The organism is Dermacoccus sp. MPR-E5 (assembly GCF_058809565.1).
In genome coordinates this window covers 1-22,778 of record NZ_JBXASS010000009.1, presented here as the reverse complement: position 1 = coordinate 22,778, position 22,778 = coordinate 1, and the positions used below count along the sequence as shown (strand labels likewise).

Annotated in this window: 16 protein-coding genes; 5 read left to right on the top strand and 11 right to left on the bottom strand. The window is 68.0% G+C overall.

Annotated elements, in window-relative coordinates; all coding sequences use genetic code 11:
• Positions 1–126: 126 nt before the first annotated feature.
• From AC1RS9_RS08390 to trhO, 9 genes are all read right to left on the bottom strand, one after another.
• Entirely contained in the window at positions 127–1,965 is a 1,839-nt protein-coding gene (locus AC1RS9_RS08390) for a phosphoenolpyruvate carboxykinase (GTP) (protein WP_038566783.1), read from the bottom strand.
• A gap of 205 nt (positions 1,966–2,170) precedes the next feature.
• A complete protein-coding gene (locus AC1RS9_RS08385) occupies positions 2,171–4,033 on the bottom strand; it encodes an aminoglycoside phosphotransferase family protein (protein ID WP_492921125.1) in 1,863 nt (620 codons plus the stop codon).
• 123 nt (positions 4,034–4,156) lie between these two features.
• Positions 4,157–5,209 (bottom strand): SAM-dependent methyltransferase, encoded by a 1,053-nt coding sequence (locus AC1RS9_RS08380; protein ID WP_235006077.1) that lies wholly within the window; start codon positions 5,207–5,209, stop codon positions 4,157–4,159.
• A 140-nt stretch (positions 5,210–5,349) separates the two neighbouring features.
• On the bottom strand, positions 5,350–6,825 hold the full coding sequence (locus AC1RS9_RS08375; RefSeq protein ID WP_074040599.1) for an amino acid permease: 1,476 nt from the start codon (positions 6,823–6,825) through the stop codon (positions 5,350–5,352).
• A 104-nt stretch (positions 6,826–6,929) separates the two neighbouring features.
• A complete protein-coding gene (locus AC1RS9_RS08370) occupies positions 6,930–8,465 on the bottom strand; it encodes an amino acid permease (RefSeq protein ID WP_492921123.1) in 1,536 nt (511 codons plus the stop codon).
• Between the two features lie 169 nt (positions 8,466–8,634).
• On the bottom strand, positions 8,635–10,104 hold the full coding sequence (locus AC1RS9_RS08365) for an amino acid permease (protein ID WP_006945676.1): 1,470 nt from the start codon (positions 10,102–10,104) through the stop codon (positions 8,635–8,637).
• 357 nt (positions 10,105–10,461) lie between these two features.
• Positions 10,462–10,635 (bottom strand): CsbD family protein, encoded by a 174-nt coding sequence (locus tag AC1RS9_RS08360; protein WP_006945671.1) that lies wholly within the window; start codon positions 10,633–10,635, stop codon positions 10,462–10,464.
• A 62-nt stretch (positions 10,636–10,697) separates the two neighbouring features.
• Positions 10,698–12,455: an ABC-F family ATP-binding cassette domain-containing protein gene (locus AC1RS9_RS08355; protein ID WP_492921120.1), complete on the bottom strand. Its 1,758-nt coding sequence runs from the start codon at positions 12,453–12,455 to the stop codon at positions 10,698–10,700.
• A gap of 217 nt (positions 12,456–12,672) precedes the next feature.
• Complete coding sequence (trhO, locus tag AC1RS9_RS08350) at positions 12,673–13,524, bottom strand: oxygen-dependent tRNA uridine(34) hydroxylase TrhO (RefSeq protein ID WP_492921118.1); 852 nt, start codon at positions 13,522–13,524, stop codon at positions 12,673–12,675.
• Between the two features lie 148 nt (positions 13,525–13,672).
• Between trhO and AC1RS9_RS08345 the strand changes: the two genes are divergently transcribed.
• Positions 13,673–14,395 (top strand): hypothetical protein, encoded by a 723-nt coding sequence (locus AC1RS9_RS08345; RefSeq protein ID WP_286697416.1) that lies wholly within the window; start codon positions 13,673–13,675, stop codon positions 14,393–14,395.
• 103 nt (positions 14,396–14,498) lie between these two features.
• Here the strand turns inward: AC1RS9_RS08345 and AC1RS9_RS08340 are convergent, their stop codons facing one another.
• Positions 14,499–15,152 carry a histidine phosphatase family protein gene (locus tag AC1RS9_RS08340; protein ID WP_006945659.1) on the bottom strand — a complete coding sequence of 218 codons (654 nt, stop codon included), beginning with the start codon at positions 15,150–15,152 and terminating at the stop codon, positions 14,499–14,501.
• Between the two features lie 49 nt (positions 15,153–15,201).
• On the opposite strand from AC1RS9_RS08340, the gene AC1RS9_RS08335 reads away from it, so the two are divergent.
• The 4 genes from AC1RS9_RS08335 (at position 15,202) to nrfD (ending at position 21,590) form a co-directional block, all read left to right on the top strand.
• Positions 15,202–15,600 (top strand): HAD hydrolase-like protein, encoded by a 399-nt coding sequence (locus AC1RS9_RS08335; protein WP_006945734.1) that lies wholly within the window; start codon positions 15,202–15,204, stop codon positions 15,598–15,600.
• A 154-nt stretch (positions 15,601–15,754) separates the two neighbouring features.
• Positions 15,755–19,024, top strand: coding sequence for a formate dehydrogenase (gene fdh, locus AC1RS9_RS08330; protein WP_286697417.1), 3,270 nt, complete (start codon positions 15,755–15,757; stop codon positions 19,022–19,024).
• Positions 19,024–20,250, top strand: a complete 1,227-nt coding sequence (locus AC1RS9_RS08325) for a 4Fe-4S dicluster domain-containing protein (RefSeq protein WP_006945686.1) — start codon at positions 19,024–19,026, stop codon at positions 20,248–20,250. The genes fdh and AC1RS9_RS08325 overlap by 1 nt, the downstream gene beginning before the upstream one ends.
• A complete protein-coding gene (nrfD, locus tag AC1RS9_RS08320; protein WP_006945724.1) occupies positions 20,247–21,590 on the top strand; it encodes an NrfD/PsrC family molybdoenzyme membrane anchor subunit in 1,344 nt (447 codons plus the stop codon). The genes AC1RS9_RS08325 and nrfD overlap by 4 nt, the downstream gene beginning before the upstream one ends.
• A 131-nt stretch (positions 21,591–21,721) precedes the next feature.
• Here nrfD and selD read toward each other — a convergent pair whose 3' ends face one another.
• Positions 21,722–22,711 carry a selenide, water dikinase SelD gene (gene selD / locus AC1RS9_RS08315; RefSeq protein ID WP_006945665.1) on the bottom strand — a complete coding sequence of 330 codons (990 nt, stop codon included), beginning with the start codon at positions 22,709–22,711 and terminating at the stop codon, positions 21,722–21,724.
• Positions 22,712–22,778: the final 67 nt, after the last annotated feature.

Genomic DNA, 22,778 nt, shown 5'->3' with positions numbered 1-22,778 from the left:
GGGGAGACGCACCCTGCTGGGCTTCACCGAGTCTGCCCCGCCCAAGCGGAACCTGCTGGCGCACGCCCCGCCGAAGCGGAACCTACTCATGCAGGCACCGAGGCGGCGAGCGTCTCCGTGATGGGCTCAGGCGCCGAGGCGCTCCTTGAGACCGTCGAGCTCGACCTGCAGCTGCACGGGCAGCTGGTCGCCGAACTTCGCGAACCATTCCTCGATCTGCGGGATCTCGGCCTTCCACTCCTCGACGTCGACGGCGAGCGCCTTCTCGAGCTGCGCGTCCGTCAGGCCGAGGCCGTCGACGTCGAGCGACTCGGGCGTCGGGACGTGGCCGATGGGCGTCTCGACCGCGGCGGCCTTGCCCTCGATGCGCTCGATGACCCACTTGAGGACGCGGCTGTTCTCGCCGAAGCCCGGCCACAGGAAGCCGCCGTCCTCGTCACGACGGAACCAGTTGACGTAGAAGATCGCCGGCAGCTTGGATGCGTCGGCGTCCTTGCCCACGTTGACCCAGTGCTGGAAGTAGTCGCCGGCGTTGTAGCCGATGAACGGCAGCATCGCCATCGGGTCGCGGCGCACGACGCCCACCGCGCCGGTCGCGGCGGCCGTCGTCTCGGACGACAGCGTCGCGCCCATGAAGGTGCCGTGCAGCCAGTCGCGGGCCTCGGTGACGAGCGGAACCGTCGTCTTGCGGCGGCCACCGAACAGGATCGCCGAGATCGGCACGCCCTGCGGGTCGTTGTACTCGTCGGCCAGGATGTCGCACTGGTCGATCGGCGTGCAGTAGCGGCTGTTCGGGTGGCTCGACAGCTCGCCCGACTCGGGCGTCCAGTCGTTGCCCTTCCAGTCCGTCGCGTGAGCCGGCGTGTTCTCCAGCTCCTCCCACCACACGTCGCCGTCGTCGGTCAGGGCGACGTTCGTGAAGACGCTGTTGCCCTTGTTGATCGCGGCCATCGCGTTCGGGTTCGTGTGCTCGTTCGTGCCCGGCGCGACGCCGAAGAATCCGAACTCGGGGTTGACGGCGTAGAGGCGGCCGTCCTCACCGAAACGCATCCAGGCGATGTCGTCGCCGAGCGTCTCGACCTTCCAGCCCGGGATGGTCGGCTTCAGCATCGCGAGGTTCGTCTTGCCGCAGGCGCTCGGGAAGGCCGCCGCGACGTAGTAGACCTTGTTCTCCGGGGAGATCAGCTTGAGGATGAGCATGTGCTCGGCGAGCCAGCCCTCGTCACGCGCCATGACGGACGCGATGCGCAACGAGTAGCACTTCTTGCCCAGCAGCGCGTTGCCGCCGTAACCCGAGCCGAAGCTCCAGATCGTGCGCTCCTCGGGGAACTGCACGATGTACTTCTCCTCGTTGCACGGCCACGCGACGTCCTTCTGGCCGTCGGCGAGCGGCGCGCCGAGCGAGTGCAGCGCGGGGACGTACTTGGCGTTCTCGCCGAGCTCCTCGATGCGCTTCAGGATCTTCGTGCCGCAGCGCGCCATGACGCGCATCGACGCGACGACGTACTCCGAGTCGGTGATCTCGACGCCGAACATCGGGTTCTCGGCCTCGAGGTGACCCATGACGAAGGGGATGACGTACATCGTGCGGCCCTTCATGCAGCCCTTGTACAGGCCACGCATGAGGTCCTTCATCTCGTTCGGGTCCATCCAGTTGTTGGTGGGCCCGGCGTCCTTCTCGTCGACGGAGCAGATGTACGTGCGGTCCTCGACGCGCGCGACGTCCTGCGGCGAGCTCGCGGCGTAGAACGAGTTCGGCTTCTTCTCCTCGTTGAGGCGCGTGAACGTACCCTGCTCGACGAGCTTGTCGGTGATCTGCTTCCACTCCTCATCCGATCCAGTCACCCACTGGATGCGGTCGGGGGTGGTCATCTCGGCGACCTCCGCAACCCAGGCCGCGAGGCCCTCGTGCGTCGTGCCGCCTTCGGTGGGAACGCCGGCCTTCGGCATGTCCATCGTCGTCATGTGGATCGGCCATCCTTAGTGTGCGATCGGGCCCGAGCGGGATCTCCGCGCGTGCCGTCCTGATCGCTGTCGTCGGTCACCCCGGCCGCGGACGTTTCGTGGCTGGCCACGATTGTTTTCCGCTGCACGAATGGGGACTCTTCGAACGTACGGGTATCTCGACGTCAAGATAAAATGGGCGATCGAACCAAGCTTGTGAGCTGAGTCACAAATGCATGGTGACCTGTTGGGTTTCAGTGTCGAATGTCGAAAGTGACGACGAACTCGCCGTTAACTCAACATTTCCACCCACGACGGTGACCTGTGGCACGGGTTGTTGGCGGGTTCGTTCGGAGGCGTTCGGAACGCTGCGCGGACGCTGAGTGCGAAACTCCCAAGCTTGGGCGTTTCGACGGTCGCGTGCCGCGGGCCGGCTGCGAAACTCCCAACCTCGGGCGTCTGAGGCCCAGGGGGTGGCGGGTCGGCTGCGAAACTCCCAAGCTCGGGCGTTTAAGGCCGGCGGGGGCGCGGGTCGGCTGCGAAACCCCAAGCTCGGGCGCTTCGACGGCCGCGCCCGCCAAGCTCCCAGGTCCTGTGGATAACTTTCGGCACGGTCGCAGCGAACCCGCGAGTCTGAGGGCATGACCACCTCTTCACCCGCAGCTGAAACGTCGTCCGGACAGCGCGCGTCCCGCCGAGCGGTAGCCGAGCGGCGACGCACCGCGCTGGGCGCATTCGGTCCGTTGCCCTTCACCTCGCAGGAGGCGCTCGCGGCGGGCCTGAGTCGGAGCGACCTCGCCTCCGATGACGTCCGTCGCCTCTTCCGCGGCTCTCCCTCGTCGACACCGTCGTTCTCGCCGATGCCGTCCTGCGCCTGAGGTCGGTGGATGCAGTGCGAGCTCGTGCTGCATGGGCGGAGTCGCTCGGGACGCGGCCCGGGCGCGGGCGGGATCTCGTGCGGCTCGTCGATGGGGCAGCAGAGTCGGCGATGGAGACGCGGCTGCGCGTGTTGCTCATCCTTGCGGGGCTGCCGCGACCGGTGGCGCAGGTCGAGGTGATGGCCGGCGGGCGTCGTCGTCGGCTCGATCTCGCGTACCCCGAGCTGAAGATCGCGATCGAGTACGACGGCGATCATCACTACACCACCGAGGCGCAGAAGCACGCGGACATCGAGCGAGAAGCGGCGTTGCGCGCCGAGGGGTGGGAGGTCGTCCGCGTCGTGTCGCACGGGAAGTCGCGCAGTGCGCTCGGGCATGGTGTGGCGGTAGTCCGCCAAGGTGAGAAGACCCGGCCCGGCGAAGACCCATGCGCGAGAACGGGCCCACATCGCCTCGTCGGCACCAGCGGCACGCGCGAACACGGCGCGACCCGGTGCGTCGAAGAGGTCCCAGGCGTAGAGCAGGTCGACCGCGGGGTCACCCACACCGAGCCCGCCGAAGTCGATGACCCCGGCCAGCGCGCCGCGAGCGTCGACGAGCACGTTCTCGGGCGACAGGTCGGTGTGCACCCAGGCCCCGGCCTTCGGCGCGGGGCCGACCTCGCGCAGCCGCTTCCACGCCAGGCGCACCTGAGCCGGGTCGAAGAGATCGCTCAGCTCATCGGCTGCTTCCTCGACCCAGCCGTCAGTGGTGTCGTTCACCGGCTCCCCACAGCGGTAGCCCCAGCGCTCGGCGCCGCCCACTTCGCCGCAGGTGTCGAGCGCGTGGAGCTCTGCGGTGAACTCGCCGAGCGTGGTGGCAAGCGCTTGCTGCATCGGCGCCTCAAGATCTCTGGGCGTGCGGCCTTCGAGCCATGTGACGACGGCCCATCGGCGCGGAAACACCGCACTTGGGCGCCCGGTGAACTCGATTCGGGGGATCGGTGTTCTCACGGCAGCTCCGAGCATCGGCAGCCACGTCACCTCCTTGGCGAGGTCGTCGGCGTAGGCATCGGAGCGTGGCAGCCGAAGCGCGAGGTGCTCCCCGATCCGGAAGACCCAGTTGCTGCTGCCGGACGTCTTGCTCGGGCGCACCTCGAGCGTCGAAAGGTGAGGTGCCTGTTCACGCAAGAGTCGGGCAGCGTCGGCAGCGTCGGGCTCAGAACTCATCATGTCGGGAGTTTTGCAGCCGACTCGGCGAGCGGCGACTCATTACCTCCCAACATTGGGAGTTCTAAAGCCAACTCGGTGAGCGGCGACGCATTTTCTCCCGATGCTGGGAGATGAGCGCCGGCATCACACGCGAGAGAGCACCAGCGTGATCTCGTGGCGGTTGTGCTGCAACTGTCGCGCGAAGGTGATGTCGTACGCCTTCGTCAGCATCGTCATCGCCTCGTCGGCCTGCTTGACGGGGTTGTTCGTGCCGAGCTTCAACGTCACGATCGCGCTGCCGCCGGGACGCAGCATGTCGGACGCCTCGAGCATCGTGTGCGCCGAAAGCTGCGGCGGCATGCGCATGTCGTTGACGATGAGGTCGACGCGCTCGCCGTGCTTCGCGACGAACTCGCCCGCCGTCGTCTTGTGATGCTCGACGCCGCCGAGGTTCATGACGCGCTCGTCGATGTCGGCCGGGTCGACGGCGTGCACCTGCGAGAAACCGTGCGAGCGCAGGATGCGCGTCCAGCCCCCGGGGCTCGCGCCGAGGTCGACGGCGACGTCTCCGCGCGGCACGTCGATGAGACCGAAGAGTTCTTCGAGCTTGAACTCGGCGCGGCTGACCTGCTCCTTGCGCGCGGCGAGGCGGATGCGCCCGCCGGCCCAGTCGGACAGGCCGAGGTGGGTCGGCGTCACCCCCGTCGTCAGACGATCCTCACCGAGGCAGAGCGACAGCGTGTGCTCGGCGCCGCCGGGGACGACGCGGACACCTTCGTCCATGAGCATCTCGAGCAGGGGGCGACGCACCTTGCCCGGCGCCCAGGGCGCCTGCCCCGAATCCCAGGTGTGCAGCGACACGGCGTCACCGGCCCGATATCGGCCCGCCTCGGTCAGCGCTTCGAGGCGCGTCGTCATCGCGTCGAGGGCCCACTCGGCGATCTCCTCGACGTCGTCGTGCCGATGCGCCTTCGTCGGCGTGTGCGCCTCGACGTTCGCGAGGTACTTACAGAACCTGAGGTAACCGCTCGTCGCGAGGTCGTGGATCCGTTCGAGGCCGCCGTCCTTCAACTGCACGAGCCCGGCGTCCTCGCCGACGCGCGTCACCTTCTCGATGTCGAGCTCACGGCGCAGCTCGACGACGGCGAAACGGTAGTAGTCGGGCGTGGTGGAGAACAGCACAGGAAGCTCGATCACCCGGTCAGTCTAGTGGCGAACGACATGACCCCCATCGCGCGTCGGCGGCCGTCGGCCACAACCGAACCTCCTGCACCGGCGACGTCACGAACCCCCACCCATCAGGCAGGTGGGGGTTCGTCAGGGTGCCGAGGTGAGGGTCAGTGTTCGTGGCCCTCGAGGCGTGCTTCCTCGGCGTCGAAGGCGTCGGGGTCGATCCTGTTCCGCACGAAGAACCACCCGATGACAAGGACGATCGCAACGATGGGGGAGGCGACGCAGACCGTCAGGAAGCCCTTGTTGTCACTGGTCGCCAGGAGCACGACGACGGCGACGAGAAACAGCAGCGCGAAGATGTCGCTCGCGGGGGAGGCCCACAGGCGGAACGCGGGCCGCGGGGCGCCGCCACGCTTCGACTTCACGACGAACGCGAGGTGGCTCAGCATGATGAGGCACCACACCGCGATGATGCACACCGACACGAAGTTGAGCGCGATCTCGAACGCCTCGCTCGGCCACAGATAGTTGATGACCACGCCGACAGCGCCGAGTGCAGCCGTCGCGATGATGCCGGCGGCGGGCACGGCGCGTCCGCTCATGACGCCGAGGAAGCGCGGCGCCGAACCGGAGACGGCCATCGACCGCATGACACGTCCCGTCGAGTACAGGCCCGAGTTCATCGACGATGCCGCGGCCGTGATGACGATGACGTTCATGACGTCCCCCGCGTGTGGCACGCCGGCTTGCGCCAGGGCGGTGACGAACGGCGACGTCGTCGACGAATACTCATCGGTGGGCAGCAGCAGCGTCAGCAGCACGAGAGAACCGAGGTAGAAGACGATGATGCGCCACAGCACCGAGTTGACGGCGCGCGGCATGACCTCGAGCGGGTTCTCGGCCTCACCGGCGGCGACGCCGACGAGCTCCATCGACGAGTAGGCGAAGATGACGCCCTGCATGAGCATGAACATCGGCGCGAGACCGTGCGGGAAGAACCCGCCGTGGTTGGTGATGTTGTGGAGCCCGGGTGCGGAACCACCGACGTGGTGGCCGGAGACGATGAAGTAGATCGCGAGGGCCATGAACCCCAGCAGGGCGGTGACCTTGATGATGGAGAACCAGAACTCCATCTCACCGAACAGCTTCACCCCGACGAGGTTGATCGCGACGGTCACGACGAGGGCGATGGCTGCGATGACCCACTGAGGGACGTGCTCGCTGAAGAAGCCCCAGTAGTGGAAGTACAGGGCGATCGCGGTGCAGTCGACGACGATCGTCGTCGCCCAGTGGATGAAGTGCATCCAACCGGCGGTGTAGGCAGCCTTCTCGCCGATGAACTCCCGGCTGTAGCTGACGAACGCGCCCGAGCTCGGGCGGTGCACGACCATCTCGCCGAGGGCGCGCACGACGATCATCGCGACGACACCGCAGATGGCGTACGAGATGAGCAGGGACGGCCCGCCCTTCTCGAGGCGGCCACCGGCACCGAGGAACAGTCCGGTGCCGATGGCGCCACCGATGCCGATCATCTGGATGTGCCGGTTCTTCAGGTTCTTCGCATAGCCGTGGTCACCGGCGTCGGCCGGGCGTCCCGCGGTGGGCGCCGGGTTGTTCTGGGTGTCGGCGGAGGTCGACATCGCTCCCTTTCACGTCGAGGCCGGGTGCGGCCTGGGCACGCACACACTAGGGGAGGCGTGCGGCGTCGTCGCACGCAGGGCCGTCATCGCCGTGAGCGATCCGGTCACGAGGAGGCGTCTGGAGTGCACAGACGTGACGCTTCGTCGTCGAACGCTTCGGAGTTGATGCGGCCGCGCACGAGGAACCAGCCGCCGACCATGAGCGCCGCGAGGACGGGCCCGCCGATGTAGACGGCCTTGGCGGCCTTCGGGTCGTCGCCGAACATGATGAGCAGCAGCACGGCCGCCATGAACAGCAGGCCGAAGATGTTGAGGAACGGCGCGCCCTTGAGCTTGAAGTCGGGTCGCTCCAGCTCGCCGCGCTTGGCCTTGCGCACCATCATGAGGTGGCTGATGAGGATGATCGACCACACGCCGATGATGCCGAGCGTCGCGAGCTCGAGGACCATCTCGAACGCGTCCGACGGCCACGCGTAGTTGATGCCGACGCCGATGAGGCCGAACGCGAACGTCGTGAAGATGCCCCAGTAGGGCACCTGCGTCTTGCTCATCTTCGCGAGGTAGCGCGGCGCGGTGCCGGCCATCGCCATCGAGCGCAGCACACGGCCGGTCGAGTACAGGCCGGAGTTCATCGAGCTCGCGACGGCGGAGATCAGCACGACGCTCATGATGTCGGCCATGTGGACGCCGCCGATGTGGAACCCGACGCGGTCGAGCACGGTGACGAACGGCGACTCGCCCTTCTTGTACTGGTCGGTCGGCAGCAGCAGCGTCATCAGGGTGATCGTGCCGATGTAGAACACGAGGATGCGCCACACGACGGCGCGCGCCGCCTTCGGCATGACCTCGCGCGGGTTCTCCGTCTCGCCGGCGGCGACGCCGATGAGTTCCATCGACGCGTACGCGAAGATGACGCCGGACATCAGCATGAACATCGGCGACACGCCGTTCGGGAAGAAACCGCTGTCGGTGATGTTGTGCAGGCCGGCCGTGGCGTGCTGACCGTCCGACGACAGATCCTTGCTCGTCACGATGAAGAAGATCGAGACGAACATGAACGCGATGATCGTGACGACCTTGATGATGGAGAACCAGAACTCCATCTCGCCGAACCACTTCACGCCGATGAGGTTGATGACGAGCACGATCGTGAGAGCCAGCAGCGCCAGAGCCCACTGCGGCAGCGCGTCGGAGATCGGTTTCCAGAAGATGAGGAACCCGGCGATGGCCGTCGAGTCGGCGATGACGGTGAAGCCCCAGTTGATGAAGTGGAACCACCCGGCGGCATAGGCCGCCTTCTCGCCGATGAACTCGCGACTGTAGGAGACGAAGGCGCCCGAGCTCGGGCGGTGCAGCACCATCTCACCGAGCGCACGCACGACGATCATCGCGACGGCGCCGCAGATGGCGTAGCTGAAGATCAGGGACGGGCCGGCCTCGTGCAGGCGCCCCGCGGAGCCGAGGAAGAGGCCGGAGCCGATGGCGCCGCCGATGCCGATCATCTGGATGTGGCGGTTCTTCAGGTGCTTGGCGTACCCGGTGTCACCGGCGTCGCGGGAATGCGGGGCGTCGGCGGGGCCGTTCGCGCCGGGAGCCGCGGACCCGGAGGTGGGCGCAGGCTCAGAGAGGAGGGAGGACATCGAGGGATGCCTTACTGCTCGAGGGCCGTAGCCCAGGCCACATGACTGGCACACTCTAGGCCACCGATGTGACCGCGTGCACACACGTGTCCGCTCTGAGATGACGCCATCGACGCGTGATGCCCCGCCTACGAACGTAGACGGGGCATCAGACGTGATGAGCGGAGGCTCACACCATGGCGTTGTCCTCGGAGTCGAACGCTTCGGCGTTGATCCGATTGCGGACGAGGAACCAACCGCCGATCATGAGAGCGGCCACGACCGGGCCCATGATGAGGACGACCTTCTGCAGCACGCCACCCTGCGTCGCCATCAGGACCAGGATGAAGCCGAGGAAGCCCAGCGCGACGATGTTGAGGAAGGGCGCGCCCTTGAGCTGGAAGTCGGGTCGCTGCATCTCACCGCGCTTCGCCTTGCGCACCATCATCATGTGAGAGATGAGGATCATGGCCCACACGCCGATGATGCCGAGGACGGCGACCTCCAGGACGATCTCGAAGGCATCCGAGGGCCACGCATAGTTGATGGCCACACCGATGAGACCGAAGGCAGCCGTCGTCGCGATCGCGGCCCACGGCACCTGGTGCTTGCTCATCTTGCGCAGGTAACGCGGCGCCGTGCCCGCCTCGGCCATCGAGCGCAGCACGCGCCCGGTGGAGTAGAGGCCGGAGTTCATCGAGCTGGCGACCGCCGTCACGAGGACCACGGTCATGATGTCGGCCATCTTCACGCCGCCGATGTGGAAGCCGATGCGGTCGAAGACCGTCACGAAGGGCGAGGTGTCCGCCTGGTAGGCGGTGTGCGGCAGGAGCAGCGAGAACAGCGTGATCGTGCCGACGTAGAAGATCAGGATGCGCCACAGGACGGAGCGCACGGCCTTCGGCATGACCTCGCGCGGGTTCTCCGTCTCGCCGGCGGCCACACCGATGAGTTCCATGGCGGCGTAGGCGAAGATGACGCCGGACATCAGGGTCCACATGTGGCTCGGCCCGTTCGGGAACATCCCGCCGTGATCGGTGATGTTGCGCAGGCCTGCGGTATCAGGGCCCAGCTGGTGCGACGTCGCGATGAAGTAGATCGCGACCACCATGAAGACCACGAGCATGGCGACCTTGATGATGGAGAACCAGAACTCGACCTCGCCGAACAGCTTGACGCCGATGAGGTTGATGGCGAGAACGATCGCCAGCGCGATGAGGGCGAGCGCCCACTTCGGCAAGGCGTCGGACACCGGCTTCCAGAAGTACAGGAACGTCGCGATCGCCGTTGCGTCCGCGATGAGAGTGAAGGCCCAGTTCAGGAAGTGGAACCAGCCCGCTGCGTACGCCCCCTTCTCTCCGATGAACTCGCGACTGTAGGAGACGAAGGCACCCGAACTCGGGCGGTGCAGCACCATCTCACCGAGCGCACGCACGACGATCATCGCGACGGCGCCGCAGATGGCGTAGCTGAAGATCAGGGACGGGCCGGCTTCGTTGAGACGCCCCGCGGAGCCGAGGAAGAGGCCGGAGCCGATGGCGCCGCCGATGCCGATCATCTGGATGTGGCGGTTCTTCAGGTGCTTGGCGTACCCGGTGTCACCGGAGTCGCGCGAATCGGACGCGGCCGAATTCTTCAGCGCGTCAGGAGTCGAGGACATACGTTGCCTTTCATGAACAGGAGGACACCTCGGCCTCGCGCGGGGACGCACGTCGCCGGTCAGGTGTGCCGCTCAGCACTGTAGGCCAGCGAGGTGACACCCCTCGCGCCCCATTGTTACGGGAGTGTTAAGGGGGCCTGTGAATGTCGCGTGGGTGACGCGGTCTGACGCTGCGGGGCGGCCTGGGCGAGCGCTCTGGACGCGACGCAACCGAGACCGCATCGTGACGATCGGCCGTCGACGCTGCGCTCGTACCCGGGGGGAGCCTGCAGGGTTGGACCGGGCGGACATACGACACGGGGCGCATCCTCGTCGTGAGGATGCGCCCCGTGACCAAGTAGGCAACGCTTCGGGCAATCAGCCCTTGAAGGCGTCCTTGATCTTCTCGCCGGCCTGCTTGAGGTTGGCGCCCATCTGGTCGCCCTTGCCCTCGGCCTCGAGACCCTGATCGTCGCTCGCCTTGCCGAAGGCCTCCTTGGCCTGGCCGAGCTTCTCGTCCTTGGCGTTGTCGAACTTGTCATCGATACCCATGACATGGACTCCTTTCTCTGGACAACAGTTGCCTCGACCCTACGCCGCTTTCCGGAGCGTGGCTAGAGGGTTTTCTGGGAGCTCAGTGCGAGGCGTTCTCCTGCCCAGCGCGAGCGCAGCATGCGGTCGTGGCTCGCGGCGACGACGGCGCCCGGGTAGTCGTCGAGAGCCCGTTCGACGTCCTCGGCGAGCAGCAGCGAGAAGTGGTTGGTCGGTTCGTCGAGCAGCAGCGCGTCCGGCGGCAACGCGAGCAGACACGCCAGATCGAGACGACGACGCTGCCCGACGCTGAGGTCGGCCAACGCACGGTTCTCGTCGCGTCCGGCGATGAGGCCGAACGTCGCGAGCGGGCGTCGCGCTGCCAGGTCGTCACCGACACGGGCACGGTAGGCGTCGAGGACGGTTGTGTCGGGCTCGAGGTGCGGGGCGTCGACGTCAGGGCCGCCAGAGGGCTGACGGTCGAACGCGAGCGGTGCCGTGTCCTGGCCGAGCAATCCGACGCTGACGCGGCGCTCGCGATGCACTGACCCCGTGACGGGCTCCAACTCGCCGGCGAGGACGCGCAGCAGCGTCGACTTGCCGCACCCATTCGGCCCCTCGACGAGGAGGCGCTCGCCGGCGGACACCGTCAGGCTCGTCGGCTCCAGACGCGCCGGAACGCTGACGGCGGACGCCGCGAGCAGCGGCCCGCCGGGAAGTTCGGACGGGCGTGAGGCCGCCGCGAGGGAACGCTCGGTGTTGAACCGCAACGTGGCCGGGGGTTTGCGCACCTGCGTCTTCTCGAGTCGCTCCAGCGCCGTGCGCGAATCGTTGACGCGGCGCGCGACGACGGTGGCGTTCTTGTCCGAGTAGAACTTCTTCGCCCCGCGCGCCTCGGTGCGGGGCCCTCGTTCGGGGCGCCCGACGGTGTGGTCTTCCCTCATCTTCGCGCGCAGCCGTTTGAGTTCGGCCTGCTCGTCCTCGTACTGGCGCGCCCAGCGTTCGTGCTCGTCGTGGCGAGCGAGGACGTAGTCGGAGAACGTGCCCGTGAAACGCGTGACGCCGTGGGCGGCGCCGGCGTCCGAGGCATCGGAGATGCGGGCGGCGACCCGGTGCGGCAGGGGCCGCGGGTCGAGGTCGATGAGGTCGGTGACGCTCTCGTCGAGGAAGGCACGATCGTGGCTCGCGAGCAGCACCGGGCCGGGCCACGTCAGGAGCATCGATGTGAGCAGCTGCGCGCCACGATCGTCGAGGTGGTTGGTCGGTTCGTCGAGCAGCAGCGTCTGCGGACGGCGGATGAGCATCCACGCCAAGGAGAAGCGGGCGAGCTGGCCGCCGGAGACCTCGTTCATCGGCGTGTCACGCGCGATTGCGCCGATGCCGAGGCCGTCGACGAGTCCGTCGATCGTGTGCTCGACGTTCCACGCATCGGCTCGCTCCGCCGCGGCGAGGGCCGCGTCGAGTTCGGTTGCGGCGAGCGCGTCCTCGGCGTTTCGCGCGAGACGCTCGCCCGCGACCTCGACCGCTCGCGCCAGAGCGTGGATCGGCTCAGCGGCGTCGTCGAGCACGTGCTGCGCCGTCAGCGTCAGGGCGAACGGCGCCTGTTGATGATGCAGACCGACGCTGCCGGGCGCGGTGATGCTGCCCGCATCCGGGCGCTCGAGGCCGGCGACGAGGCGCAGCAGCGTCGACTTGCCCGTGCCGTTCTCGCCGATGAGGGCGGCGCGTTCGCCCCCCGCGACGCTGAAGGAGATGTTCGTCAGGACGCGACGGTCGGGGTAGCTCTTCGACACGCCGTCGACGCGCAGGTGGCTGCCGGACGAGCCGCCGGCCGAGGGCAAGGACGATGAATACACAGGCCTCCTGGAGTGGTGGGAACACCCTCACGCTAGGCGGCGTGGCGGGGTGGCGTCACCCGATTTTCAGCGGGCTGGGCGGTCCGTCAGCCAGTTGGCCCGGCGACCTGACGCCCCGACGACGCGACGCCCCGACGACCCAGCGGGCACTCGTCAGCGGGGGCGACATGTCATGTGCCGTCGGGCAGGCGCCCCGCGCTCGTCACTCGGAGGGGCGGGGCTCGTCGATGTCCGCGGCGCCCGTGCCGCTCTCGCGCAGGTGCGTGTCGAGGCTGACGCGTTCGTCGAACACGAAGCACTCGCCGCGCCAGTCGACGTCGGCGTCCGGCATCTGCGCGAAGTAGTTGAGGATGCCGCCCTGAAGCTGGAAGACCTCGAGACCCAGATCCTGCATCCACGGGCTCGACTTCTCGCAGCGGATGCCGCCCGTGCAGTACATCGCGACCTTCGTCCCGCTCTCACGCCACGCAGGCGCGTGCGCCTCGACGTAGTCGGCGAAGTCGCGGAAGTTCTCGACGCCCGGGTCGATCGCCCCCTCGAAGTGGCCGACGCCGAACTCGAAGCTGTTGCGATTGTCGAGGACGATCACGTCGTCGCGCCGGATCAGCTCGCGCCATCGCTGCGGCGCGACGTCGGTGGCACGCACGTCCTCCATGCGGTTCGGCATGTCGAGCCCGTCGACGCCCAGCGGCACGATCTCGCGCTTCGCCTTGACCATCATGCGGCGAAACGGCGGACGTGTGAACGCGGTGCGCTTGGTGACGATGCCGTCGAACAGGGCCCGCGTGACGGCGTCGGCGCTCGCTGCCGCGCGGAAGGCGTCGACCTGTTCGGGCGCTCCGGCGAGCATGCCGTTGACGCCCTCGCTCGCGATGAGGACCGACCCCGTCAAACCCTCGCGCGCAGCGCACAGCTCGCGCACCCGCACGACGGCGGCGTCGACGTCGGGCACCGCGACGAACCGATAGAACGCGATGTGATCGCCACTCGACGGGAGGGCGGACGGAGCGGGAGAGGTCATGGGTGCGAGATCGTCGGAGGGAGCGCCGGGCATGGCGGCATTCTCTCAGCTTCTTCGAACCTGACGGCAGGCGAACGCATGGGCTCGCCTTGTAGTGCACATAGCTTCATCACAGCCGCGGCGGTCAGCGTGCATCCGTCGGGCCACGAACGGTCGAGGCCCACGGATGAAGGAGTCAACCATGGCGAAGAACGGTCGTAAGATCGCCGCCGGCGTCGGCGCAGTGAGCACCCTCGCGGTCTCGGGGGCGGCGCTCGCGAGCTCGCAGACGGTGAGCACCGGCACCTCCACCCCGAACACCACGACGCAGCAGGGCAGCGCCGCCGGCCAGGACGGGCACGGCATGCGCGGCATGCACGACAAGCTGGTCGCGGGGACCGCGGCGACGAACGTCAAGAATGCGGTGAAGGCGAAGGACGCGTCGATCACCGTCAAGGGCGTGCGTCAGGCGCCGGACGGTTCGTACCGCGCGTTCGGCACGAGGTCCGGCAAGCGCGTCATGGTCGAGGTGAGCAAGGACCTCAAGGCGGTCACCGTCCGCACCGGCCGGGGTCACGGCCACCACGGTCACCACCGCGGCACCGAGGTGACGGGTACCGCCCTGACCGGCGTCAAGAACGCCGTCAAGGCGAAGGACTCGGGCGTCACCGTCGAGAAGGTCTACAAGGAGAGCGACGGCACCTACCACGCGTTCGACACGAAGGCGGGTGCGCACGTGCGGATCGACGTCAGCATGGATCTCAAGACCGTGACTGTGACGGCCGGCAAGCCCGGCGGGCCGGGCGGGCATGACGGACCCCGCCACGATGGCGCGCCGAGCGGCCAGACGCAGGGTGGTTCGGGTTCGACGAGTTCGTCGACCACGGCGCCCACCTTGTCGAGCACGAGCGCGCAGGCTGCCTGATCAGTCGCGTCACGTGGCGCTGCCCGAGTCAGTCCTGACTGACTCGGGCAGCATCATGTGGCTCAGGCGGCGGACGGCTGACGCGATGCGCGCCGCGGGCTATTCAGTCTTCGTCGGCGTTGGCCGTCGGGTCGTCGGCGGCGAGGTCGAGCAGGCGCGGTTCGTCCCAGGCCACGAATCGCCAGGCGCCCGGCCGACCCTCGAGCGTCAGGACGGTCGTGTTGGGGATCCGACGCTGACGCACCTCCCGCGGCGTGAGGTTCTCGCACTGCGACGTCACCCATAGCCGCAGCACCGCGCCATGACTGACGACGGCGAGCGTCGCATCGTCGTCGAGCCCGTCCAGGGAGCGTTCGAGTGCCTCGGTGAACCGTTCGAGCGTCTCCGCGCCGGCGGGGCCACCCGGGATGCGCGCCTCGAGGTCACCGGTGGCCCACGCGTAGGCCGTGTCGAGGTAGATGTCGGCGGCTTCGTGCGTCGTCGCCATCTCGAGATCACCGGCGAAGATCTCACCGAAGCCGGCGTCCTGCGTCAGCGTCAGCCCGCGTTCGGCGGTGAGCGGTCCGGCCGTGAGACGCGCTCGATCGTGGGCGGACGCGACGACTCGATCGATGCGGCGATCGGCGAGGCGCGGCACGAGGTCGTCGGCCTGCGCGTGGCCGAGTTCGGTGAGCCCGGCGCCGGGCAGCGCGGTATCCAGCGCACCGATGACGTTGTTGGGGGTCTGGCCGTGGCGGATGAGCAGGAGGGTGGTCACCCGCTCATCCAATCAGCCGGGGGTGAACATCACCTGATCACGCACGAGCGTGCCCATCCACCGCGCCACCGGCTTCAAGGTCGCCCTGACGACCGGTTTCACCCGCGACGTCGCCGACATGGTGCTCGATGGGGTGGGCTGGCGCGTCGGGCCGCTCGAGGACGGCGGGATGGTCGATGCGCTCGTCACGGCCGACGAGGTGGCGGCGGGGCGTCCCGCGCCGTACATGATCTTCCGGGCGATGGAACGTGCCGGCGTCGTCGACGTCCGAAGGGTCGTAGTCGCGGGCGACACGGGTGCCGATCTCGTCGCGGGTACCCGCAGCGGGGCGGGTCTCGTCGCGGGGGTGCTCTCGGGTTCCGTCTCGCGCGAGACGCTTGAGGCGAGCCCGCACACGCACGTCCTGCCGTCGGTCGTCGAGGTGCTGCAGGAGGCCTGCCCGCAGTGATCTGCGCGACGGCGCGGCAAGAGCTCGAGGCGAGCGAATCTCGCCGCCCGGCAACGTGATCGGCGCTCCGGGCGGCGCCTGACGGTTGGGTTGTCGGCTCTCGGGTCTAGACTTGGACGCAGAACGATCACGCATGCGACGAAAGGGGAGCTCAATGGGTCTGTCACCCCTCGAGTGGCCCGTCCTGCGTCAGGTGCGATCGAAGGATTTCCTCGGTCGCGGCCCGGCAGTGACGAGTGAGAAGACTCGAACGCTCGAACCGCGCACGACGACGGCCGACCGCGTCGTGCAGTCGGTCTGCCCCTATTGCGCCGTCGGCTGCGGCCAGCGCGTGTTCGTCAAGGACGAGAAGGTCGTCGGGATCGAAGGCGATAAAGATTCGCCGATCTCGCGCGGCCGCCTGTGCCCGAAGGGGGCAGCGAGCGAGCAGCTCGTCAACAACCCCTCACGCGTCAAGCAGGTGCTCTACCGCAAGCCGGGTGGCACCGATTGGGAGCCGATCGAGCGCGACAAGGCCATTGACATGGTCGTCGACCGGTTCATCGCCAGCCGCCGCAACGGATGGCAGGAGACGGACGACAAAGGCAACCGCCTGCGTCGCACCATGGGAATCGCCTCGTTGGGTGGAGCAACGCTCGACAACGAGGAGAACTACCTCATCAAGAAGCTGTTCACCGCCGCGGGCGCCATACAGATCGAGAACCAGGCGCGTATTTGACACAGCGCCACGGTTCCCAGTCTGGGAGCCTCGTTCGGGCGTGGTGGAGCCACCAATCCACTGCAGGACATGGCGAACGCCGACCTCATCCTCATCGAGGGGTCGAACATGGCCGAGTGCCACCCGGTGGGTTTCCAGTGGGTGACGGAGGCCAAGGCGCGTGGCGCGAAGGTCATCCACATCGACCCTCGCTTCACGAGGACGTCCGCCGTGGCCGACAAGCACATCCCCATCCGTGGCGGAAGTGACATCGTCTTCCTCGGCGCGCTGATCAACCACGTGCTGACGACCGAGACGTACTTCCACGACTACGTCGTCGCGTACACGAACGCCGCGACGATCGTCAGCGACGACTTCGTCGACACCGAGGATCTCGACGGCCTGTTCTCCGGGTACGACCCGACCACGGGCCAGTACGACCAGAGTTCGTGGCAGTACAAGACGCCGCCCGGCAAACCGGATCAGGGCACCTCGAGTGACGAGAAGAGCGGTTCCTCGGGCCACCAGGCGAGCGGTGGCGCCGAGACGCACGGCTCGGGTGGCCCGACGCTCGCGCACTCGGCCGTGATGCGCGACGAGACGCTCACCGATCCGATGTGCGTGCTGCAGATCATGAAGCGGCACTACGCGCGCTACACACCGGAGATGGTCGAAGAGGTGTGCGGCGTCTCCAAGGAGGACTTCGCACTCGTCGCCCGCGAGGTCGTCGCCAACTCTGGTCGCGAGCGCACGACGATGTTCGCCTACGCCGTCGGTTGGACCCAGCACGTCGGCGGGGCCCAGATGATTCGCACCGCGGCGATCCTGCAGTTGCTCATGGGTAACGTCGGGCGTCCTGGCGCCGGCATCATGGCGCTGCGCGGACACGCGACGATTCAGGGATCGACCGACATTCCCACACTGTTCAACCTGCTGCCGGGCTACCTTCCGATGCCGCGGGTCTCCGACCACGAAACGCTCGAGGATTACATCGACTCGATCGTGTCGAAGGACGCCAAGGGGTACTGGGCGAATGCCGACAAGTACGCCGTGTCGCTGTTAAAGGCCTGGTACGGCGAGAACGCGACAAGTGCGAACAACTTCGGGCTCGACTACATGCCGCGTCTGTCCGGCGCGCACGGGACGTACCAGACGGTCATGGGCATGATCGAGAACCAGGTCGAGGGTTATTTCGTGCTCGGGCAGAACCCGGCCGTCGGCTCGGCCAACGCCCGTATGCAACGTGAGGGCCTACGCCACCTCAAGTGGCTCGTCGTGCGCGACTTCCAGCTCATCGAGACCGCGACGTTCTGGAAGGACGCGCCGGAGATCGCCTCCGGGGAGTGGAGGAGTGAGGACATCGACACCGAGGTCTTCTTCTTCCCCGCGGCGACGCACGTCGAGAAGGCCGGTACGTTCACCCAGACCCAACGCCTCGTGCAGTGGCGTCACAAGGCGGTCAACCCGCCGGGCGACGCGCAGAGCGAGCTCGACTTCTTCCACGAGGTCGGGGTGCGCATCCGTGCCAGGCTGGCCGATTCGAGCGACCCCATCGACGAGCCACTCAAGGCGATCACGTGGGATTACCCCAAGGACGAGCACGGCGAGGTCATCGCCGAATCGGTCATGGCCGAGATCAACGGAACCGACGCGGAGGGCAAGCCCCTCGCGACGTACGCGGATCTCAAGGCTGACGGTTCGACGACGTCGGGATGCTGGATCTACGCCGGCATCTACAAGGACGGGGTCAATCAGGCCGCGCGGCGCAAGCCTGGGTACGAGCAGGACGAGACGGCCGCCGAATGGGCGTGGGCGTGGCCCGCGAACCGCCGCACGCTCTACAACCGCGCCTCCGCGGACCGTGAGGGCAAGCCGTGGAGCGAGCGCAAGAAGCTCATCTGGTGGGACGAGGAGAAGGGGCAGTGGGTCGGCAAGGACAACCCCGACTTCCCGCTCAAGACCGCCCCGTCCTACCGTCCGAAGGAGGGTGTGGGTGGGCCCGACGGCCTCGCCGGCGACGATCCGTTCATCATGATGGCGGACGGCAAGGGCTGGCTCTACGCGCCGCTCGGTCTCGTCGACGGCCCGATGCCGACGCACTACGAGGCGGCGGAATCGCCGATGCGCAACCCGCTCTACAGCCAGCAGTCCAACCCGACACGGGTGACGTTCCGTCGTAAGGACAACCTCAACGCGCCGAGCGAGGGCATGCCGGGTGGCGACGTGTACCCGTACGTGTTCCAGATCGGGCGCCTGACGGAGCATCACACGGCCGGCGGCATGAGCCGTTGGTTGCCGTACCTGTCGGAGCTGCAGCCGTCGATGTTCATCGAGGTCTCACCCGATCTCGCGGCCGAGAAGGGCCTCGAGAACGGCGACTGGGCGACCGTCGTGTCGGCTCGCGCGGCGATCGAGGCGCGCGTGCTCGTCACCGACCGCATGGTGCCGCTCAAGATCGGTGGTCGCATGGTGCACCAGATCGGCATGCCGTACCACTGGGGCAGCGCGAAGTCCGCTGAGGTGCATGGTGATTCGGCCAACGACCTGCTCGGCGTGGTGCTCGATCGCAACACCCAGATCCAGGAGGGCAAGATGGGCATGTGCGACATCCGCCCGGGCCGCCGTCCACAGGATCGGGACGAGTACGAGCAGCTCGTCAGTGAGTACCAGAGCCGCGCCGGCGTCACCGTCGAGACGGGCAACGAGATCTGCCAGGAGTGTGACTGATGAGCCTGGTGACCGAGTACATCCGTTCGCAGTTCGCGGGTGGAGGTGACCCGTCGAAGCAGGCGGGTTGGGGCACCCCGGAGGCGACGACGCTGACGGGTGGTGCGCCCAACGACGTCCTCGCCGAACGCATGGGCTTCTTCACCGACACCTCGATCTGCATCGGCTGCAAGGCCTGCGAGGTCGCGTGCAAGGAGTGGAACCGCAACCCCGAGGACGGGTACGAGTTCACCGGCTACTCCTACGACAACACGGGTGAGCTGGGTGCCGACACGTGGCGTCACGTCGCGTTCGTCGAGCAGTCGGGCGAGCAGATCGCGCGGGCCCGTGAGTCGGGGCGCAAGCTCGTCGACCTCGGCATGCCGACGCTGCGGTCGGCCTCCGGCGCCGGTGCAGACGCTGCGGGCGGCTCGGGCGAAGCGTCGCACCTCGCCGACCTGCCGGATGACGCCGCGCGCGCCATCCGCGTCGCCGGTGGGCACACCGACTACGCGACCGACGCACCGTCAGCGCTCGACCCGGGCGCCCCGGCGCTCGACGTCGAACGGGCGCAGGTGACGGACGAATTGGCGGGGGTCAACGTGCTCGACATCGTCGCGACCGACAACGGCGTCATGCCGACGGCGCTGCACGAGGCTCAGGATTTCCGGTGGCTCATGGCGTCCGACGTCTGCAAGCACTGCACGCACGCCGGGTGTCTCGACAACTGCCCGACTGGCGCGCTGTTCCGCACCGAGTTCGGCACGGTCGTCGTGCAGGCCGACGTGTGCAACGGCTGCGGCTACTGCGTCGGCGGGTGTCCGTTCGGCGTCATCGAACGGCGTGAGAAGACGGCGACCGTCAATCACGGCAACGCGCAGAAGTGCACGCTGTGCTACGACCGATTGAAGGAAGGCCAGACGCCCGCGTGCGCGCAGACGTGCCCCACGACGTCGATCAAGTTCGGCACGCATGCGGAGATGGTCGCGATCGCGGAGGAGCGCGTCGCGCAGCTGCACGCGCAGGGCATGACGGAGGCGCGCCTCTACGGCGCGAACCTCGACGACGGCGTCGGCGGCACCGGTTCGGTCTTCCTCCTGCTCGACGATCCCGAGGTGTACGGACTGCCACCGGACCCGGTGGCGCCGTCGAAGACCTTGCCGGAGTCGTACAAGCGGATGGCGATGGCGGCCGGCGGAATGATGGCCGCAGCAGCGCTGGCGTTCGTCGGAGGTGGTGTGGCGTGAGCGTGAATTCCCTTGATGCGTATCGGGATCCTGAACCCGAGGGTGGGCGGCGCCGTCGCGGCGGGCGTGGCGGCAAGCGTCGCCGTCCGACCGACTGGCTGAACGGTCGCGAGGGCCGCGGTGAGCGCGCGCTCGTGCCGGACGTCGAGTTCCAGAGCTACTACGGGCGTGGCGTCATCAAGCCCGTGCCGTGGGAATGGCCGATCCCGACGTACCTGTTCTTCGGTGGCCTCGCGGGCGGTTCTCAGCTGCTCGCGACCGGCGCGTACCTGACGGGCAACGAACCCCTGCAGCGCGTGACGCGCCTGACGACGGCCGTTGCGGTCGCCGTCTCGGGTGCGTCGCTCATCGGCGACCTGGGTCGCCCGGAGCGCTTCTACAACATGATGCGCGTGGCGAAGCTCAGTTCGCCGATGTCGGTGGGCACGTGGATCCTCTCCGGTTTCAGCGGCGGTGCGATGCCGCTCGCGGCCCTCGAGGTGCTGCGGATGCTGCCGCTCAAGCGAAGCGGCACCGTGACGGGTCTGGTCGGCGCGCTCGATCGCGTGGCCGGGGCTGCAGGCGAGGTCGCGTCGGCGTCCTCGCTCGAGGTGCCGGGGTCGCGGTGGTTGCGGCGGCAGTCGCGTGCTGCGGGTCGTCGTGACGCCGGGTTGCGCGTCAACGGGGCACTCGTCGGCGTCGAGAAGATGCTCGGCGTCACCGAACCGGGATTCGTCGCGCTCGGTGCGTCGATGGCGGCGCCGCTGGCGACGTACACGGCGGTGCTGCTGTCGAACACGTCGACGCCGACGTGGCACGAGTCGCGGCTGTACCTGCCGTTTGTGTTCGGCGGTTCAGCATCGGCCGCGGCGAGCGGCAACGCGATGATGTGGACGCCAGTCGAGAAGGCTGGCCCCGCCCGGGCGCTAGCGCTCATCGGGTCGGCCGTCGACCTCGGCGTGCTCAATCGTCTCGAGAAGCACCTCGACGCCGAGGGCGTCGGCGAGCCGCTGCACCACGGTACTGCCGGCAAGCTCAACAAGGCGAGCATGGCGCTCAACGTCGCCGGGTTCGTCGGGACGGCGCTGTTCGCGCGACGCTCGCGCGTGGCGTCCGTCGTCTCCGGGGCCTGCTTCGTCGCAGGCTCGGTGTGCACACGCTTCGCGGTGTTCGAAGCCGGCATGGAATCGGCGAAGGACCCGAAGTACACGATGGGGCCGCAGCGCCGCCGCCTCGACGCGCGTGGCGGGACGGAGAACATCACGACAGGCCCGCGGCTGGCCTCGGCGGATGACGCCCCCCGCACCGCGGATGGGCGCCGACCGCTGCCTGGCCCGGACGGCAAGCCCGTCAACCTCTGAGCGCTCGCGTGTCTGGCGGGTCGGCTCGTCGGCTGGCCGGGTCTGTACACGAGAAATGCGCATCTGCACCGGGATCGTGACTGCTGATACCCGTGCAGATGCGCATTTCTCGTGCAGCTGTGCTGTTCGAGTCAGCGCACGCTGATGCCGGGGGCGCCGCCGTCGAGGGGGAGGGTGCGGCCGATCACGGGCGCGCCGGGCACCTCGCCGATGACGAGGAGGCCGCCGGACGTCTGAGCGTCCGCGAGCAGCAGCAGTTCGTCTTCGCCGATCCCGTCGGCTGCGGTGATGTGCTCACGCACCCAGTCGAGGTTGCGACGCGTGCCGCCGGAGACGTAACCCTCGGCTGCGGCGTCGCGGGCGCCTTCGATGTACGGCACGGCAGCGGAGTCGATCTCGGCGCGAACGCCCGAGGCGCGGCACATCTTCCACAGGTGGCCGAGCAGACCGAAACCGGTGACGTCTGTCGCCGCCTTGACACCCGCCGCGACGGCGGCGATCGACGCGTCGCGGTTGAGCGTCGTCATCACCTCGATGGCCTGCGGGAAAACCTCGCCCGTCGACTTGTGCTTGTTGTTGAGCACACCGACGCCGAGCGGCTTCGTCAGGGAGATGGGCAGGCCCGCCTCGGCGGCGTCGTTGCGCATGAGCTTGCCCGGGTCGGCGATGCCGGTGACGGCCATGCCGAACTTGGGCTCCGGATCGTCGATCGAATGGCCGCCGATGACGGGGCAGTTCGCCTGCGCACCGACGTCGGCGCCGCCTCGGAGCACCTCGGCCATGATGTCGAGGCCGAGCACGTCGCGCGGCCAGCCGACGAGGTTGATGGCGACGACGGGGGTGCCGCCCATCGCGTAGATGTCGCTGAGCGCGTTCGCGGCCGCGATGCGACCGAAGTCGTACGCGTCGTCGACGACAGGGGTGAAGAAGTCAGCCGTCGAGAGCACCGCCTGCTCGCCGACGCGCACGGCGGCTGCGTCGTCACCGTCGTCGAGGCCGACGATGACACTCGGATTCGGCTGCCCCACGAGGTGCTTCACCGCCTCCTCGAGCTCGCCGGGCGGGATCTTGCACGCGCACCCGCCACCATGGGCGTACTGCGTCAGACGAATCGATTCCATGCATCCGACCCTACGCCGTACCCCTGACAACGACCCCGACGGGTACGCCGCGCGGACCCCGCCCGCC